At 65.6% G+C, this 18062-nt stretch carries 14 protein-coding genes and 1 riboswitch; all 14 genes read right to left on the bottom strand.

Features of this window, described 5'->3' with window-relative positions:
* Positions 1–273: metallophosphoesterase family protein (locus QF819_06245; GenBank protein MDP6802757.1), on the bottom strand; the 273-nt coding region annotated here is incomplete at its 3' end.
* A complete protein-coding gene (gene nusB, locus QF819_06240) occupies positions 270–731 on the bottom strand; it encodes a transcription antitermination factor NusB (GenBank protein MDP6802756.1) in 462 nt (153 codons plus the stop codon). The genes QF819_06245 and nusB, both read right to left, overlap by 4 nt.
* Positions 731–1201, bottom strand: a complete 471-nt coding sequence (gene ribH, locus QF819_06235; GenBank protein ID MDP6802755.1) for a 6,7-dimethyl-8-ribityllumazine synthase — start codon at positions 1199–1201, stop codon at positions 731–733. The genes nusB and ribH overlap by 1 nt, the downstream gene beginning before the upstream one ends.
* Positions 1188–2417, bottom strand: coding sequence for a bifunctional 3,4-dihydroxy-2-butanone-4-phosphate synthase/GTP cyclohydrolase II (locus tag QF819_06230; GenBank protein MDP6802754.1), 1230 nt, complete (start codon positions 2415–2417; stop codon positions 1188–1190). The genes ribH and QF819_06230 overlap by 14 nt, the downstream gene beginning before the upstream one ends.
* Before the next feature lie 53 nt (positions 2418–2470).
* On the bottom strand, positions 2471–3106 hold the full coding sequence (locus tag QF819_06225) for a riboflavin synthase (GenBank protein ID MDP6802753.1): 636 nt from the start codon (positions 3104–3106) through the stop codon (positions 2471–2473).
* Entirely contained in the window at positions 3106–4200 is a 1095-nt protein-coding gene (ribD, locus tag QF819_06220; protein MDP6802752.1) for a bifunctional diaminohydroxyphosphoribosylaminopyrimidine deaminase/5-amino-6-(5-phosphoribosylamino)uracil reductase RibD, read from the bottom strand. The genes QF819_06225 and ribD overlap by 1 nt, the downstream gene beginning before the upstream one ends.
* Positions 4201–4323: 123 nt before the next feature.
* A riboswitch (FMN riboswitch) is annotated at positions 4324–4449 on the bottom strand.
* A gap of 43 nt (positions 4450–4492) precedes the next feature.
* Entirely contained in the window at positions 4493–5671 is a 1179-nt protein-coding gene (locus QF819_06215) for a glycosyltransferase (GenBank protein MDP6802751.1), read from the bottom strand.
* Positions 5668–6591, bottom strand: a complete 924-nt coding sequence (locus tag QF819_06210; GenBank protein MDP6802750.1) for a hypothetical protein — start codon at positions 6589–6591, stop codon at positions 5668–5670. The genes QF819_06215 and QF819_06210 overlap by 4 nt, the downstream gene beginning before the upstream one ends.
* Positions 6588–8927 (bottom strand): hypothetical protein, encoded by a 2340-nt coding sequence (locus QF819_06205; protein ID MDP6802749.1) that lies wholly within the window; start codon positions 8925–8927, stop codon positions 6588–6590. The genes QF819_06210 and QF819_06205 overlap by 4 nt, the downstream gene beginning before the upstream one ends.
* The gene (locus QF819_06200; GenBank protein MDP6802748.1) at positions 8924–10681 is read right to left on the bottom strand and encodes a response regulator; all 1758 of its coding nucleotides are present in this window, start codon (positions 10679–10681) and stop codon (positions 8924–8926) included. The genes QF819_06205 and QF819_06200 overlap by 4 nt, the downstream gene beginning before the upstream one ends.
* Before the next feature lie 14 nt (positions 10682–10695).
* Positions 10696–11658: a signal recognition particle-docking protein FtsY gene (ftsY, locus tag QF819_06195; GenBank protein ID MDP6802747.1), complete on the bottom strand. Its 963-nt coding sequence runs from the start codon at positions 11656–11658 to the stop codon at positions 10696–10698.
* Positions 11655–15302: a chromosome segregation protein SMC gene (smc, locus tag QF819_06190; protein ID MDP6802746.1), complete on the bottom strand. Its 3648-nt coding sequence runs from the start codon at positions 15300–15302 to the stop codon at positions 11655–11657. The genes ftsY and smc overlap by 4 nt, the downstream gene beginning before the upstream one ends.
* Positions 15299–16594, bottom strand: a complete 1296-nt coding sequence (locus QF819_06185; GenBank protein ID MDP6802745.1) for an SPOR domain-containing protein — start codon at positions 16592–16594, stop codon at positions 15299–15301. Before QF819_06185 ends, smc begins: the two co-directional genes overlap by 4 nt.
* A 7-nt stretch (positions 16595–16601) precedes the next feature.
* Positions 16602–17996 (bottom strand): L-seryl-tRNA(Sec) selenium transferase, encoded by a 1395-nt coding sequence (gene selA, locus QF819_06180; GenBank protein MDP6802744.1) that lies wholly within the window; start codon positions 17994–17996, stop codon positions 16602–16604.
* Between the last annotated feature and the right edge of the window lie 66 nt (positions 17997–18062).

The following is an 18062-nucleotide window of genomic DNA, read 5'->3' as shown; positions in this document are numbered from 1 at the left end:
GGAGAGAGCGTCGCGCGTCCAGTCGACGGCTGTCCGGGCGTGAGCGCGGAACTGCCGCGCAACGGCGGGATTGAGAACGGCCGCGTCATGATTCCCGAACACCTTGACGGAGGCCGTCTCTTCCACAAGTTCCACGCATCGAGCGGGGTGAGCCCCGTAGCCGACAACATCTCCCAGCGAATAGAAGTCGCGTGCGCCCGCCGACCGCGCATCGTTCAGCACCGCCTCCAGCGCGTGCGCGTTTCCGTGGACATCCGAGAATACGGCAATCACGGCCGTGCCCCTCCGGCTGCGTTTTCGCGAGCGAGCCGGTCAAGCACCGCATTCACGAAACCCACCGAGCCCTCCGCGGAGTACTTGCCGGCCAGGGCCACATACTCGTCGATGGTGACCTCGTCCGGAATCGTGGGCCAGTAGAGGATCTCCGCCGCTCCCAACAGAAGAAGGCTTCGGTCCACCGCCGCCATGCGCCCGATCTCAAACCGGTCCGCCGCCGACGCGAGCGCTTCCATCAGTTCCACGCGATGAGCCCCCACGCTCTCCAGCAACTCCTGTGAAAAGCGGAATGTCTCCGCATCCTCCGGGTCCGCTTCGCGAGTGACCGTGCCCCGCGAGGCCTCCCGCCGAAGATCTCCAATCTCAACCAGCGCGTCCGTCAAGTCCTTGCCGGTGAGATCCACGCGAAACAGCTGTCGGAACGCGGTCTCCCGCGCAAGTCGGCGTCGTCCCATCAGTCTCCACGCACATGTTTGAGAACCGAGGCCATCTCCAGCACGGCCAATGCAGCGTCCCAGCCTTTGTTCCCCGACTTGGACCCGGCGCGCTCGACGGCTTGCTCCACCGTATCCGTGGTCAGCACTCCAAGGCCCACCGGCACGGAGGATCCGGCCGCCAGGCGAGACACGCCCCGCACGCACTCCCCGGCAACAAAGTCAAAGTGCGGCGTCGCGCCCCGGATGACCGCGCCCAGACAGAGGACGCCGCCATACCGTCCGGAAGACACCGCCGCCGAGGCCGCCTGTGGAATCTCAAACGCGCCCGGCACGAGAATCTCGTCGATGTCGTCCTCACAGACTCCATGGCGCGTCAGGCAGTCCACCGCCCCTTCGCGCAACCGGTTCGTGACAAAAGCGTTGAACCTCCCCACGACCAGCGCGACGCGGAGTCCCTTTCCATCCAGAGAGCCTTCAAACTTCATGATCGCTCACCTCCTCCTCGTAAGTGGGCAGCAGGTGCCCCATCTTCTCCCGCTTGGTATCCAGGTAGCGGCGATTCTCCTCGCGCGGCTCCACCGAGATGGAAACACGATCCACCACCGTCAGGCCATGACTCTCCAGCCCGATCCGCTTGGCCGGGTTGTTGGTCATGATGCGCATCCGTCGCACGCCCAGATCCGCCAGAATCTGCGCGCCAACGCCATAGTCCCGCTGATCGGGACGGAACCCCAGCTTCACATTGGCGTCCACTGTATCCGCTCCACCATCCTGCAGGTTGTACGCGCGGAGCTTGTTGAGAAGTCCGATCCCACGACCCTCCTGCCGCATGTACAACAATACACCGCGACCCTCCTTCGCAATCCGGGCCATGGCCAGATCCAGCTGCTCTCCGCAGTCGCATCGCCGCGACCCGAATATGTCCCCCGTCAGGCATTGCGAGTGAACGCGCACCAGAATGTCCGCGTCCGCGAAGGTGGCGGGATCTCCCATGACCAGCGCAACATGGAGGTCGTTGTGCGGCTTCCCTGCGAAGAGGATCATGCGCCAGTTTCCATTCTCGGTGGGAAGCTCTGTCTCCGCGAGTCGCTCGACCAGCGTCTCCCGACCGCGCCGATACGCGATCAGATCCGCGATCGAAATCAGCGTCAACCCATGTTCCTCCGCAAACGCCTCCAGGTCCGGCAGCCTGGCCATGCTTCCGTCTTCGTTGAGGATTTCGCAAAGCACCCCGACCTCGCGCAGGCCCGCCAGTCCAGCCAGATCCACCGCAGCCTCCGTGTGCCCGGCACGACGCAAGACGCCGCCCTCGGCCGCACGCAGCGGGAAGATGTGTCCCGGCATGGCGAAGTCACCGGGCACCGATGCCGGGTCCGCGAGCTTCCGCAGCGTATGCGAGCGATCGGCCGCGCTGACGCCGGTCGTGGTGCCTTCGGCGGCATCCACGGAGACCGTGAACGGAGTCCCCATCCGCGCGGTGTTTCGCTGCGTCATCGGTGGCAGACCCAACCGCTCCGCCTCTCGCCCCGGCAAAGACGCGCACAAAATGCCGCGCGCGTAGCGGGTGATGAAGTTGACCGCTTCCGGCGTGGCGTGCTCCGCAGCCATGACAAGGTCGCCCTCGTTCTCCCGGTCTTCGTCATCCACGACGATCACCATTTTCCCTGCAGCAATGTCCGCAATCGCTCGTTCCATCGAATCCATGGCGTCCTCCCCGCCTCCGGATGTCACCCGCGCGGCGGGTTCGGTTGTCTCTCTCAAAAGCCCAGTCCTTTCAGCTTCTCCCGAGTCAGTCCCCTTCCCCCACCGGACTCGGCCAGTCTCGCGACATATCGTGCCAGCACATCCACCTCCAGATTCACCCGAGTGCCGACCGATGCATCTCCCAGATTCGTCTCCCGAAGTGTCGTGGGAATCAACGCCACGGAGAAGTTCGTCACGCCCGCATTCGTGACGGTCAGGCTGACACCATTGACCGCCACCGATCCCTTGACCGCAAGGAAGGGCGCCACTTCCCGGGCGACCTCAAAGGAGACCGTGCGCTGAATCCCCGCGTCCGCAATCCGCGACACCACGCCGGTACCGTCCACATGTCCCTGCACGATATGCCCGTCCAGAGGATCGCCGACCGACAGCGGATGCTCCAGATTCACGCGGGCGCCCGTGCGGTATTCGTCGCAGATGGTTCGCGCCAGCGTTTCCGCAACCGCATCCGCCGTGAAGCACCCGCCCGAAATGGAGGTGGCCGTCAGGCAGGTGCCGTCCACCGCAATCGAACCGCCCTCCACGAGCACTTCCGCAGCCCGGGGAGCTTCGATGGTGAGGCGTGCTCCCCCGCCCGTTCGGGTGGCGGCGCGCAGCGTCCCGACTTCGCGAATGATCCCCGTGAACATCAGCCTGTCTCCTCGGGGAGGATTCGCCCCGTGATGAGGACATCGCTCCCCAGCGTTTCATGCGTGATCTCCCGCAGGCGAAGGGCCTCCGCGACACTCCCGATACCCAGGTCCCCCACGAGACGCGGCCCGCGACTCCCGCCCAGGATGAGGGGCGCCACGAAGAGGTGTGCGCGCCCGATCAGTCCCGCGCGCAAGACTGCCGTATGCAGCTCCATGCCGCCTTCCACCATGACGGAGTTGATCCCGCGGCCGCCCAGCGCCCTAAAGAGCGACCCCATATCCACACGCCCCTCCGGATCCGCCGGAAGGCGAAGCACGGTGACGCCGCAGTCCACCAGCCTGGACTCCGCCGCCTTGTCCGCGCTATCTGTTGTGGCCATCAGGACTTGCTCCCCACACTTCGCGCGTTCCCAGAGGCTTCGGTCAGGGGGAGCCGACAGCCTTGAATCCACCACGACCGCGACCGGGTTCCTGCGGCTGCCGGGGATTCGCACATCCAGACCGGGATCATCGCGTTCCAGCGTCCCGCGACCGACCAGCACCGCGTCGTACTGATCCCTCATTTCGTGCGCCCTGCGCCGCGACTCCTCGCCCGTAATCCAGCGCGAGTTCCCGTCCTCCGGTCCAAGCCGCCCGTCGAGCGTGACCGCCGCCTTCAGCACACCAAACGCACGGCCTGTCCGGGCGCGGTGCAGGTACTCCTCGTTGAGGCGCACGGCTTCATCCGCAAGGAAGCCCTCCTGGACCTGAACGCCCGCATCGCGCAGAAAACGGTGCCCTCGTCCCGCCACCCGGGGATCCGGATCCTCCAGCGACGACACCACCCTGGCGACACCCGCGTCCACGAGAGCCGCCGCGCACGGCGGAGTCCGCCCCTGATGAGCGCACGGCTCCAGATTGATGTAGAGAGTGGCGCCCGCGGCCCGAAACCCGGCGGCCCGAAGCGCTTCCGCCTCGGCGTGCGGGGAGCCGGCCTGCGCATGGAACCCCTCGCCGACCACGCGTCCTTCCCGCACAAGGACCGCCCCGACCAGCGGGTTCGGCGAAGTGCGGCCGCGCGCGCGGGCGGCAAGCTCCAGCGAGCGGTGCATCCACCGCGTATCGGGCTGGGATGAGACCGTGTCAGGCACAAGAAACCCCCGGGCAGGCGCACACCCCGGGGGCAGACACGCGCACTCGCAGACCACGGCCGCAAGGCCCCGATCCGGTGCGCGCTGTCTCCTCTCTCATCCCGACTGTCACGGTCGGCCGCGGAGTTCCACCGCGTCGGCGAACGCAGATGCGTCCGTTCGTGGGCTGTCACCACCGGTGGGGAGTTTCACCCCGCCCCGAGGAGAACGCGGAAATACCAGCCATCGAATCTAGGGGGGGGGAACGCCCGAGTCAAGCCCGTGACGAGGATCGTTGCGCAAGATCGTCGTAGAGCCCCGCAAGGCGATCCGCCAGCGGCCCCGCCGTCCGTTCCAGGGCTCGCTCCCGTGCGGCCGCTCCGAATCGACGAGCCCGGGCCGGATCCTCCGAGAGGCGACACATCGCGCACGACAGCCCTTCGGAGTCCCCCGGCTCCACGAGAAGACCGGTGTGCCCGTCTTCCACGAAGTCCGGAATCCCACCCGACCGCGTTCCGATCGACGGCGCTTCGCAGAGCGCACCCTCCACCAGTGTCAGCCCGTATCCCTCTTCCCGGGATACCAGGAGTACCGCCCGGGAAGACCGAAACCGATTGGCCAACTCCGTCTGGGGAACCGCCCCCGAGAACACGACCCGGTCCCGGATCTCCAGCTCCCCGGCCAGCGCTTCCAGCCGGTCGCGCTCCGGGCCGTCACCCACAATGTCCAGCGTCAGATCCACCCCTTTGTCCGCGCTCCCGCGAACCGCACGCAACGCGACATCCACGCACTTCTGCCTGGTCAGGCGCGCCGCCAGCACGAACGCGCTCCGGTCGGTCCCTGACTCGGGCGGGTGAAACACAAGCCCGTCCGCAGGCATGGGAAGAATCTCTCGCGCCACCTCCGCAAGGCCCCATCGCACGAGCACGCGATCCAGCGCCGGGGATACGGGAAGCAGGAGCGAAGCGCGCCTCATGACCCGCCGAGCCGGAATGCGCGCGCCGGGGAACGCATCTCCCAGGCGGAGATCCGTCCCGTGCAGAGACAGAGCCAGCGGAACCCCCGCACGCCGGGCCGCTCCCGCCGCCGCCCACCCCGACGGGAACCACCAGTGCGCGTGCACCAACGAGGGCGTCTCTTCCCTCACGGCGTCGGACACGCCCTGCCGGAACGCCGCACAGAACCGGGCGAATCCCAGAGGATGCCGCATCGCGCCCAGATGCATGCCCCCGGAATAGCCCAGCGTCTCTCTACCGGAACGCGCGTATCGGAACCTCCGAATCGGCACGCCGTCCAGATCGCTTCGAAGGGAAAGACCGGCTGCGGAAGGCGCGACCACAACCGGCTTCCACCCTCGCGCAGGGAGTTCCCTTGCAAGGCGCAACAGGAAGCCCCCGAAGATGTCCCCTTCCTCGCGAGGGAAGACCTGCGTGGGCCACAAGACCGTTCTCACGCCCGCGTTCCCCCCTTCGGTCCGCCCAGAGTGAACGCCAGCAGAAGAATCAGAAGTTCCGCAGCGATCGCCCACAACCGCGACGCCACAGCCAGCAGATGCACCGGAAGATCCCCGCCTCCGAAAGACCCCAGCAGCATACCCAGCACCGCTTCTCGAACGCCGATGCCACCCGGCGCAAACACTGCAAGCAGCCCGACGACATAGGCCAGTGCGAACGCGCCTGCAAAGCGCGGGAAGTCCGCCAGCGACACCTCTCCCATGGAAGATGCGAGAAGGAGAAAGCCCGCCCCCTGGAGAAGCCAGATGAGAGCGAAGCGTCCGACTTGTACGGCCACAGCTCGACGGCGCGGCGTGGGAATCCGGGCGCACCCGAAGGACCTGGGAAGGCTGCGGAGCGCGGCCGGAAGCAATCCCGGCAGCAGGATCGGGAGGATGGACGACAGAGCGACCACCGGGATGAGCATTCCCGCAAGGCCGAATGAGGTCACGGACTCCGGAACCAGAAGAAGCCCAACCAGCGCACCCGTCCCGATCATGAAGCCCACGCCCAGGAACGCGTGGGCCGTTGCCACGCCAGGCGGAACTCCCAGATCCCCCGCGAGGACCACGACCCCCACGACCGTCCAGACCTTCCCGGGCAGGTACCGGCCCAGATTGGAGTAGGACCAGAGCCGGATGACATCCCGATAGTCGAGAGTAATCCCGAGAAGCCGCATCAGCGCCCGCCACGCCTCTACGGTCCCCAGATAGATCGCGGCAAGCAGGAGGACGGCAAGCGCCGCACGGATCGGGTCGAAGGAGACGCTCTCCGACGCCAGGTCTCCCCACGCGGACACCACGGTGGCCGCAAGGATCCCAAGGGCAAACCCCACACCCAGAATGCGCACGAGGCGCCCCATGATGCCGGAAGCCCTCATGCGCTTCGACCCCGGCGCCGGACCGTGGCCGCGGCAGCCACACCCGTCAGGAACAGCGTCGCCAGCGTGATCCACTTGCCCGCTTCGTACGGTGCGGAGTGGAACGCCAGGCGGATCTTGTGAGTCCCCGGGGTGATGGGAATGGCACGGACCGTTCCGTACGCGCGAAGCAGAGGCAACTCGCGGTCCCCCTCGAACGCGTGCCAGTACGGAAACCAGTTCTCCGAATGAACGAGCAGTGAGTTCCTCTCCGCGTACACATCCACAAAGATCTCGTTCCCCCGGTACTCATAGCGAGTGACCCGGCCGGAAGTGTCGCCGCGAGCAGCGGTCGGAAGACCCGCGAACTCCGGTTCCTCCTCCAGGAGCACCGTGACCGCCGGGTCAAACTCGGGATCCGCCAAACGCGCCGGGACCGCTCTCTGGTCCGCAAGGACCTCCCAGTCCTCCACCAAGCGAAAACGCCCCAGCGAATCCGACACCGGCCAGAGTTTCGGCGCGCCCTCGGGCGCAAACAGCACGAACTTCGTGTTGAGTACTCGCAGAAACGGGAAGGACTCCCCCACCTGCGCGAGGAGGTTCCCGGCTTCCGGCGCGGAACGGAGCTCCCGATACCATGCCAGCTCGTTGTCATGGAACCCGAGTGCAGACTCAATCCCGTGGTAACCCAGTTCGTTGGCCATGGTCCCCGGGACCACCGGCATGACACGGAACTTCTCGCTGCGGGATTCCTCCGCAAGGAGCTTCGCCACGCCCTGCGGTTCAGTCCAGATTGCGGGGTCTTCCACGCGAATGAAGTCCGTGTCTATTCTCCACAGGTCCGCGAACACCAGAACTCCCAGGACCCATGGCAGAAGTCTCCGGGTGCTTCCCCCGCCCCCCGCCTGCCCCACAGCCACCGCGCCCGCCCCGAGAATCCCCGCGACCAGAAGCGCCGCACGACGAAAAGCAGGCAGCGATGCCTCCAGAGCGCGCATTCTCTCTTCGGTCCAGTCTCCCCCGGCATAGCGGCTCCAGAGGCCCGCGACCTCCTCCGCAAACACGCCCGCCAGCGCGATCAGCGCGGCTGCGCCCACCCCCCACGCCATGCTCGTTCGAAGGGCGCGGCGGTCGCCAGGCCGCTCCAGCAGATCCTGTATCGCGTGCGCCGACAGCGCGGCCAGCGAGAACGCCGCCGCGAACATCACAAGCGGCGGAGCGCGAAACAACTTCACCTGCGGCACCACTCGATAGAAGAGAGGGTGGAGCGGCGTGTGTCCCCCCAGCGAGTACGCCACCGCGAAGACGGCCGTCCCCGCAAGGAAGAGACGCGTGGCATCGCGACGACGCGCAATGGCCAGAACCGCCAGATACAGCGTGAGGATTCCTGCATAGTCGGAGTTCAGCTTGAACGGGTTCCGCCCCCAGTATCCATTCGGCGCATCGCAGAACTCGGGCACGATCATCGACGCCACTTCTTCCGGATGCAGCGACCACGAGGACGCGTGCTCGTAATCGGTCTTCTCCGAACGCACGGAGAATCCGGCCGGGTGCTTCACATAGGACACCGCCGGAAGCAGTTGCACGGCAGCCACCAGGAGTCCCACCACAATCGCCAGGGCGAACCCCGCGCAGGCACGCCCTTTCGAGGGAGCCGAGGCCTCCGCCACCGAACTGCCGCGGAATAGACGGAGCACAAAGAGCGCACCCAGCACCCACATGCAGTGGTAGGCCATCTGGATCTGGGCGGAGAGAATGGTCACACCAATCGCAAGTCCGAGCCCCAGGAAGCGCACCATGCCACCTCGAGCCATCGCGCGCTCCAGCAGCCCGAACACCAGCGGCGCGAGGCTCGTCACATAGATCTTCCCGTCCTGACCGGCAAAGATATAGCTGACGAGGATCGGCGAAAGCATGTACACAAGTCCGCCGAAGGCCGCCGCGGCCGTGCGCATCCGCAGTGAACGCAGATAGAACACCATGAACGCGCCGGCCAGGAAGACATGCAGGACGAGCTTGTGGCCCATACCGCGATGAACGGGAAAGAGAAACTGCAGCACCGAACTCGGGAAGAAAGTGTCTCCGTGTGTCGCGTCCAGAAACGGGAGGCCGCCCAGGATAAAGGGGTTCCATCGGGGTAGTTCATGGTACTCACGCACGAACTCCACGAGAAACCCTCGAAAGAAGAGTCCGCCGGGGATCGAGTCCGTTCCGTAAAGCAACCCGCCGCCGAAGAGATACTCTCGGAAGAGCACCACGATCAGGAGCGCGAAGAGAAGCTCCACGCGGAACTTGACGGCAAATCGAACGACGGGGGGGCGGGCAAATCGAACGACGGGGGGGCGGGAGGAACTCACGAAGCGTCATTCCCCGCGGCGAGCGCCTCGGTGATGACCGCGCGGACGCGTGCCATCTGGAAGGGCTTGAAGAGCACGGCACCCAGCCCTTCGTCCGAGGCACGGGCGATGGAGTGAGTCGGGTCGTATCCGTAGGCCGTCATCAGGATGACCCGCGTATCGGGGGATTCCGCCCGCACCTGCTCGAATACCTCGTACCCGTTTCGGTGCGGCATCTTGATGTCCGAGAGCACCACATCATAGTGGGAAGCGCACGCCATCTCCACCGCCTCCCGTCCATCTTCCGCGGTATCCACCTGGAACCCTTCCAGCACGAGAAAGTCCTTCAGAAACCGGCGGATGTACTCGCGGTCATCCGCCACAAGAATCCGCCCGGAGAGCCCCGGCCCCTCGGGGAGGTCGGCCATCTTCATGTCGTGGATATACTCGACCGTCTCATAGGTTCCACCGCGAGCGACATGCTGCAGACGGTTCGTCAGCGCGGCGATCTTCAGCGCTTCCTGGGAGATCACCGTCAGCCGATCCACTTCTGCCGACAACTCACTCTCCTTCCCCGCTGCCTCATACATCCGGCAGATCTCGTCGCGGTCCAGCGTCAGGAGGGAGACCTGCCCCGCCGAGAGGATCGTCTCCAGGAAGTTGTTCGTCTCATGGCACAGACTCGCAGCCAGTTCGCGGATGGTGGTCGCCTTTTCCGCTTCCAGAAGCCGCTTCTCCAGCTTCTTCCACGGGCGCAGATCGCGCGAGATGCCCGCCGTCCCGATGAAGCGCCCCGTCTCGTCCAACAGCGCGGACGCCGACAGCGATACGGGAATGCGATCCCCGTCCTTCGAAACGAGAATGGTCTCTTTCACCTCCGCGGCGTCCTCATCCTGTCCGCTTCGGAGCGCCTTCATCGTGGCGCGTGCACTGGACTCGTCCTCATAAACCGTCAGAACACTCTTCCCGGAAATCTCTTCCTGCTTCCAGCCGAGCATCCGTTCCGCGCCCGCATTCCACAGCACGATCCGACCCTCGACATCCGTCGTCACAATGGCGTCCCGGGAACCGGCGACTACATTGTTCAGGTAGCTTCGGGTCTCTTCCAGCTTCCGCAGCAGAGTGCTCTGTTCGATCGCGAAGGCCGCTTCCCGGGCGAAGAGTTCCAGGACCGTCAAGCTTCCCGCAGTCGGGCGGCGACCGTCCTGCGGATCGTCTACGGAGACCGTACCGACAAGACGCTCGTCCATTCCATGGAGCGGGACGAAGAGGAAGTCCTCCGGGTGCCAATCGAGGAACTCATCTTCAGCCCGGCGAGACGAGACGCCGGTGTCCGCCAAGTCCTGCGCGAGGCTGGAGTCGTGCGGCACGAAGTACGAGTTGCCGATGCGGTGGCGCTCATCGAGAATGCGTGCGCGTTCTTCCGGAGTGAGCAGCGGTGCCTCGGTCAGTGCCGCGGCTTCCTCCTGCCCGAGCCCCGCGTGGGCGCGCTTCCACACGCGGCCTTCATCATCAAACAGGTTGATGAGACAGCGGCGGTAGTTGCAGGCCGTCACAATCCCGTGCGCGACGAGTTCCAGCTGTTCTTCCAGATCTCCCGCTGCCAGAACTGCCGCCGTAATCCGGAAGAGATGGGCGACCTGATCGGCCGTGCGCTTCCGCTCCAGATCGTTGTGCACGATCCTTCGCCCGAGGGATTCGTTCTCGCGCAGCAGCCGATCCCGCTGAGAGCGAACCTCCTCCGGACCCTCATGGCGTGCGGAATCATCCTGCATTCGCCCGCTCCCTTTCACTCCCGGTGGTTCTTCTCGGGAGACGGTGCCAGCGCTTCCGCGAAAGCCGCCGGATCGAACACCTGGAGATCTTCCATGCCCTCTCCCACGCCCACGAACCGAATCGGAACTCCCAGTTCCGCATGAACCGCCAGAACCACACCACCGCGCGCTGTGCCGTCGAGCTTCGTCAGAATGACTCCCGTGATCCCGAGCGTTTCGGAAAAGATCCGGGCCTGCGCCACCGCATTCTGCCCGGTGGTTCCATCCAGCACGAGCAGAACCTCCTGCGGCGCCCCGTCCAGGGCTCGGCCCAGAACGCGACGGATCTTCACCAGTTCTTCCATGAGGTGACTCTTGGTGTGCAGTCGCCCGGCGGTGTCGACGATCAGGACATCCGCCTTCTTTGCGATCGCAGACTGCAGCGCGTCAAACGCGACGGAGGCGGCATCTCCCCCGTCTTCCCCCCGGATGACGGGGACTCCCGTGCGCTCTCCCCAGACCTGCAGCTGTTCGGCGGCGGCGGCGCGGAAGGTATCCGCCGCGGCAAGCACGACACGCTTCTCCTCCGACAGAAAGCGATGGGCGAGCTTGGCGGCAGTCGTGGTCTTCCCGGTTCCGTTCACGCCCACCAGAAGAACCACCGCCGGAGAGTCCTCCAGTGGGGATCGGGGGAAAGCGTCCACATCCTGCCCCGCCCCGACACGCGACGCGATGGCCCGGTGCAGCGCCCCCAGCAGTTCCTCTTCCGCAAGCCCCGACCACTTGCGCGACTCCGCGCGCAGATCCGACACGATGTCCATGGCCGTACCCGGTCCGACATCGCTCACGATCAGGAGTTCCTCGATCTCCTCCCACAACTCTTCGTCCACGGCAGTGCGCTTGCCAATGGCACCGCGTACGCCGTCACCGAGCGCGTCGCGGGACTTCTTCAGGCCGTCACGGAGCCGCGCAAATCCGCGACCCAGCCTCCCGATCAAGCGGCACCTTCCTCGACCAGAACCCCGTCGCGATCGATCTCGCGGAGACGCTCGCGTTCCGCCTCGGGATCCGCATCTTCGCGCCCGAGACGAACCGAAACGAGCTTGGAGATTCCCGGCTCTTCCATGGTGACGCCGTAGATGTAGTCCGCCACTTCCATCGTCTTCTTGTTGTGCGTAATCATGACGAACTGCGTCTTCCCCGCGACTTCACGGAGCATCTCGATGAACCGCCCGATGTTCATGTCATCCAGCGGTGCGTCGACCTCGTCCAGGATACAGAAGGGACTCGGCTTCACCAGATAGATTCCGAACAGGAAGGCCACCGCCGTCAGGGCACGCTCCCCGCTGGACAGGAGAGAGATGCTGCCGAGCTTCTTCCCCTTCGGCCGTGCAAAGAGCTCGATGGGAGCGTTCAGCGGATCCTCTTCCCCGACGAGGCGAATGTCCGCCTGTCCGCCTTCGAACAGCGTCGAGTAGGTCTTCTGGAAGTGAACGCGCACCTCCTCCAGCGTTTCCATGAACAGCGTCCGCGCCTTGCGGTTGATCTTGCGAATGGTGCGGCGGAGCGCTTCGCGAGCTTCCTCAAGATCCTGCTTCTGCGTCTGCAGGAACTCCTGCCGCGCAAACTCGCGATCGTACTGGTCCAGCGCCACGAGGTTGACCCCGCCCATCCGACGAATCTGCGTGCGAAGCTCTTCCATCTCCGTTCGGGCAGACTCCTGTTCCTCTTCCGGTGCCCGCACCAGATCTCCGTGGACCGCGATGGCATCGGGAAGGGTAAGGTCCGTCTCGAACTCCCTGCGGATTCGCTCCACCAGTTCGGACTCCCGCGAGGTGAGCCCGGTGAGTGCCATCTCCGACTGATGGACTCCTTCGGTGGCGTCATCCCGAAGACGCATCCATCGGTTTCGTTCTTCTTCATGCTGCCGCAGTTCTTCCAACACGCCGGTGCGCCCCCGGGCGATGTCGTCGCGCACATGCCGTCGCCCGTCCAGTTCACGCGATCGCTCCGCATGGACGGCACGCCCCTCGTCCATCTTCCGGTCCAGCTCTCCCACGGAGCGATCAATGGAACCGATCTCCTCGTCACGCCGTTTGATCCCCGCTTCGTCGCTTCGACGGCTCTCTTCGATTCGCGCGATCTCCAGTTCCAGCTTCTCCCGTTCCCCGGCGACTCTCGTTCGTGCAACTTCGCAGCCGTGGACTCGATCGCGCACGCCGTCCCGGTCCTCCGTGGACGCGACCAGTTCCGACTCTCGAAGAGCCTGTTCGTCGCCCAGTCTCTTCTCTTGGGCGCGAGCCTCTTCCACGATCCGCTCACACTTCTCCCGCTCCCGGGAGAGACCGTCCTCCCGCTTCGCGAGTTCGTCGCGCTCTGCACGGATCGCGGTGTCGCGCGTTTCCGCCGCCTCAATCGAAGCACCGAGACGCTCGACCGCCGTTCCCGCTTCGGAAGCCGCCTGACGTGCTGCTTCCCGAAGACGGTCCGCTTCCTCGATCTCCGTCCGAACGCGATCCCGCTCGGACGCGAGTTCTTCTGCGCGACGGCGCGCGTCTTCCCGCTTCTCCCCCGCGCTCGTCACGAGTCCTTCCAGATTCTCGATACGACCCGCCCTGCCCAGCACACTCGAACCCGGGGAGTGTTCGCCACTTCCGCCATGGATGACGCCAGGCGCCGAAGCCCAGTCTCCGTCGCGGGCGATGAACCGCAATCCCGCATACGCGGGGACATTCGAGAGACGCACGGCGTCCTCCAGCGTCTCCACGATGACCGCGCTCGCAAGGAGCGCATCCAGCACCGGCGTGAACTCGTCGCTGACTTCCAGAAACGATCGCGCCGGGCCTACTACGGACGAATCCGCCACCTCCGGCAGCGTGGCTCCGTTGCCTGACGACCGGAACGCCTCCAGGTCGAGCAGCGTCGCGCGACCGCCGCCCGCCTTCAACGAGCGAACCGCTTCCACGGCGGCCCCGGAATCCGGGGCGACCAGGCAATGGGCGGCCGACTCCAGAGCGGAATCGATCGCGGGGATCAGGTCTTCGCGCGGGACGCGAAGTGAGTCAGCAAGCGCGGTGAGACGCTCACTCCCGCCATTCGCCAGCAGCGACTGCGCACCCTTGCCGTATCCTTCAAAACTCTCGTGCAGACCCCGAAGCATCTCCAACGCGGACTGCGCCGCCTGAGCTTCCAGCGAATGCGCACTCTCCTCTTCGCGGATGTTCTCCCGCTTCTCCTCGAGCGTTTCCATCCGCCGACGGCATTCGGCCGCACGCTCCTCCAGACGCTCCCACTCCGTGCGCGACTGCTCCGATCGGTCCGCCTCCGAACGGGCGTCCTCCCGCCGGGCTTCCAACGCGCGCCGCAGCGAGTCCGCCTCCGCCGACAACGCCGCATCACGGTCCGCGAGGTGCGCCCCGTGCGCCACCATCCCGGAAAGTTCTGATACATGATCCGAAAGCGTTTTCGCAGCCCCCGCTGAAGCTTCGCGTGCGGACTCCAGCGCCGAGCGCCTCTCACCCAGGTCTGACTCCACCCGATCCAGAGACTCCCGGGCTTCTTTCAGTTCCCCCTCCAACCCCTCCAGATCCGTGGAGCGCTGCTCCCTCTCGCTGTGGAGTTCCTCCGCCCGTTCCGTTCCGTCCTGAATGCTGCGCGTCAGATCCTCCTTCTCGGAGGCGAGGCGTCGTGCCGATCCGGAGAAGGCATCGCGACGCTCCTTCCGCACGCGGTTGTTCGACTCCGCGTCCCGGGCGGCCTCCGCCAGTTCGTCCACCTCCGACTGGATTCCTGACAGCCGCGTCTCCGCGTCCGCGGACTTCAGGCGCAGTTCCTCAATCGACGCCTCCATGGCCGCAATCCGGGCCTGCGCGCCGTCACGCTCCGTACGATGTTCCGCAACCCCCTCGTCCAGCGAAGCCCTCTCCTTGTGAATGGACGAGAGATCACACGCGGCCAGCGACACTTCCAGCCCCTTCAGCCGATCCCGTACTTCCTGATACCGGCGAGCCGCGCCCACCTGCCGCTTCAGGGAGCGCACCTGACGCTCCACTTCGGCAAGGATGTCGGTGATTCGCTGGAGGTCTTCGTCGGTGGCTTCCAGCTTTCGCCGGGCCTGCCTTTCGCGGGTCTTGTACTTGCTGATTCCGGCCGCCTCTTCCAGAAGCTCGCGTCGCTTCTCCGGCTGATCCGACAGGACCATCTCGACCATGTCCCGCTCGATGATGGAGTACGCCCTGCTGCCCAGCCCCGTGTCCATGAGGAGTTCGGTGATGTCCTTCAGGCGACAGGGAATCTTGTTCAGGAGAAACTCGGACTCGCCGTTGCGCAGAACACGACGAGTCACGGTGACTTCCGTGTACTCCGTGGGGAGAATGCCCGAGGAGTTGTCGATCGAAAGGCTGACCTCCGCAACATTCAACGGCTTGTATGCGCCCGCGCCGTTGAAGATGAGATCCTCCATCCGGCTCCCGCGCAACATGCGTGCGTTCGTCTCGCCGAGAACCCATCGCAGTGCATCCGTGACATTCGTCTTGCCACACCCGTTCGGACCCACGATGACGGTGATCCCGTCGCTGAAGTGGAAGTCCAGCTTCCGCATGAAAGACTTGAACCCGAACAGCTCAATCTTCTTGAGATTCATCGATTCTCCCATCCCCCGCCCGACCCGTCCGCGGATTCCCCGGGGGGGAGGATCCGGACCTGAGCGAAACCCCGAATGTCCTGTTCACGGATGTGGGCAAGAAGGCGGTTCGCCTCCTCGCGCGTATCGCACGGTCCCGCAAATACGCGAAACCAGCTTCCCTGTCCCGGCACATCCACCCGACGATGGACGGCAGGCACTCCTGCGCCCACAAGGAGCGAAACCTCGTGAGCGGCCAGTTCCGGCGAGCGGAATGATGTCACATGAACGCCAAAGCGAGGCCCCACCACCGGCGGCTCGGCAGGCGGCGTCCCGGCGACCGGGGGCGCCTCGGCGGGCGGCTCGGCGAAGCGCCCGCTCCACTTCGGCAGCAGGATCAACAGCGTTGCCGCAAGGGCGGCTCCCGCCAGCCAAAGGAAGGTCCGGGCATGGCTTCGCGCGTCGGTGGAAGGAGTTCCGTCCGTTTGCCCGGACGCGAACTCGTCCACGAGGTCCGCCACTCTCCCGGAGTCTGCGCCCGGATAGGCCGTCGGCCCCTGCTCGACGATCGGTTCGTCCGCCGGGTCGGTGGCGTGCACTTCCTCATCAGCCCCGGACTCCCCGATCGTGATCAGTCCCGCGCAACGCTCCGCGCCCACGGTCGTGGCGACGGACCGCGTTCGCTCCGCTTCCGAGTATCCGAACTCGTGGAGGAGAAGCACGGTCGGAATGCTGGAAAAGAACCGTTTCGCTGAGATCATGTCCGCAGCATCCGGTCCGTGCACCAGTACGAGATCTCCACCACTCCCCAGATCTTCGAAGAGCGAGGCAACGGACTCGGATCGGTAGGTTCCCTCCACATCCACCGTGCCCGATCCCGCGGGAAGCAAATGAACGCCCGGGACTTCCGTCGGAGCGACAACACGAGGGGACCGAACACCGTAGCGGAGCACATCCACCAGCCCTTCCTGCGCGCGCCCCTGATCATCAAACGCCAGACAGGCCGACCGAATATCTGCATCCACCAGCACCACCGGAGCGGATTCGGCCAATGCCCACGCGATCCCTGAAGAGACCGCACTTCGCGCGGCGGGGGGCATATCCCCGACAAGACAGACCGGGCCCGGTCGGGCATGCAGAAGCGCCGCCACCGCACGAGCCACCTGGCGAAACGCAGGGATGTCGTCTGTGGCGGGAGGTCGGACGGGGTGGTGCGTGCCCTGGGCCTCCGGTGACGCGAGCACTCCCAGAAGGGGCACTCCCAAATCCTCGGAAGCCGCTTCGGGTGAACGAAAGCCCGTCCAAGTGGTCATGATCCCCTCATCCTCCCCGGCGTTCAGACCATTCCGCAATGGCCCGAACACACTCCGCATCCTCACCCGGATCCAGACTGCGTGGATCGAGGAGCACCTCTTCATCCACGATCCGCGCAACCACAGGAAGCGGCATCCGACGAAGTTCCTCCGCCAGATTCCGCGCCGACATCCCTTGCAGCGACAACCCGACCATGGTGGTCGGCAGTCCCCTTGCCGGAACTGCGCCTCCGCCGACCTCTCCGAGACCGGGCATCGTGCGGACCGTCATGCCCGGAATGGCCGAGAGCCCCTCCGCGATCCACGAAGCCCGAGACTCCAGTTCCGCCGGGGTCGCCACCAGCGAGCGCAGTGTGGGCACGCGCTCCACCGCCCGGTCGCCATCTTCCAGCAGATCCAGCGTCGCCGCAAGCGCTGCGAGCGTCATCTTGTCCACGCGAAGAGCGCGGGCCAGCGGGTTCCCCCGGAGCCGGTCCACAAGTTCACGCCTGCCCAGGAGAATCCCGGCTTGTGGACCCCCAAGCAGTTTGTCCCCCGACATGGCCACCAGGTCCACTCCGGCGGCAAGACTCTCGGCCAGCGTGGGCTCCGATTCGGCCCCGGCAATGGCGCGGAGAAGTCCGCTCCCCAGATCGTGGAGAACGGGAACCCCCCGATGCCGACCCACTTCCACCAGTTCCGCGAGCGTCGGTTCGGAGACGAATCCCTCCTGCCGGAAGTTCGACCGATGCACCTTGACGAGAACCGCCGTGTCCGGACCGATCGCCTGTTCGTAATCCGCAAGGTGGGTGCGGTTCGTGGTCCCCACTTCCACCAGCCTGGCACCCGTTCGTGCCATCACATCCGGAATCCGGAACGACCCGCCAATCTCAACGAGCTCTCCCCGGGAGACAATGGCCTCGCGCCCCTGGGACAGTTCGTTCAGAGCCAGAACGAGACCGCCCGCGTTGTTGTTCACCACCAGGGCGGATTCGAACCCGGAGACTTCGACCAGGCGTTCTTCCACATGCACACCCCGCCGGGACCTCCGGCCGGTCTCGAGATCGAACTCCAGATCGCACGCGCCTCCCGCCGCCTCCAGAACGGCCTCCACCGCTTCCGGCGCCAGACGCGCACGACCCAGGTTGGTGTGGAGGACCACTCCCGTGGCGTTCAACACACGGGCAAGACCGCGAGGACGCTCCCGGACACGCCGCGCGATATCCGCAGCCACCTCTTCGGGCGATGGAGTGGGTTCCATGTCGCCGCTCAGAATCCGTGCGCGAAGACCCTCCAGATGAGCTCGCACGAATCGAAGGACGAGAGGACGCGGTTCATCCCGAAGAAGGTCGTGGAGAACGGGAGCACCAAGCACCCGATCAACCGAGGGAATCCGGCGAAGAGCATTGCGGTGGCACTTCATGGCGGTGAGGGCCCACCCGAAGGGAGTCGGCGTGCGTCGGCCAGAGGGTGCGGATGGCGGCCTCCC

This window comes from Gemmatimonadota bacterium, from assembly GCA_030747075.1.
In the GTDB taxonomy this organism is placed as follows: domain Bacteria; phylum ARS69; class ARS69; order ARS69; family ARS69; genus ARS69.
The sequence above is the reverse complement of the archived record's forward strand: the minus strand, read 5'-3'. Positions and strand labels throughout refer to the sequence as shown.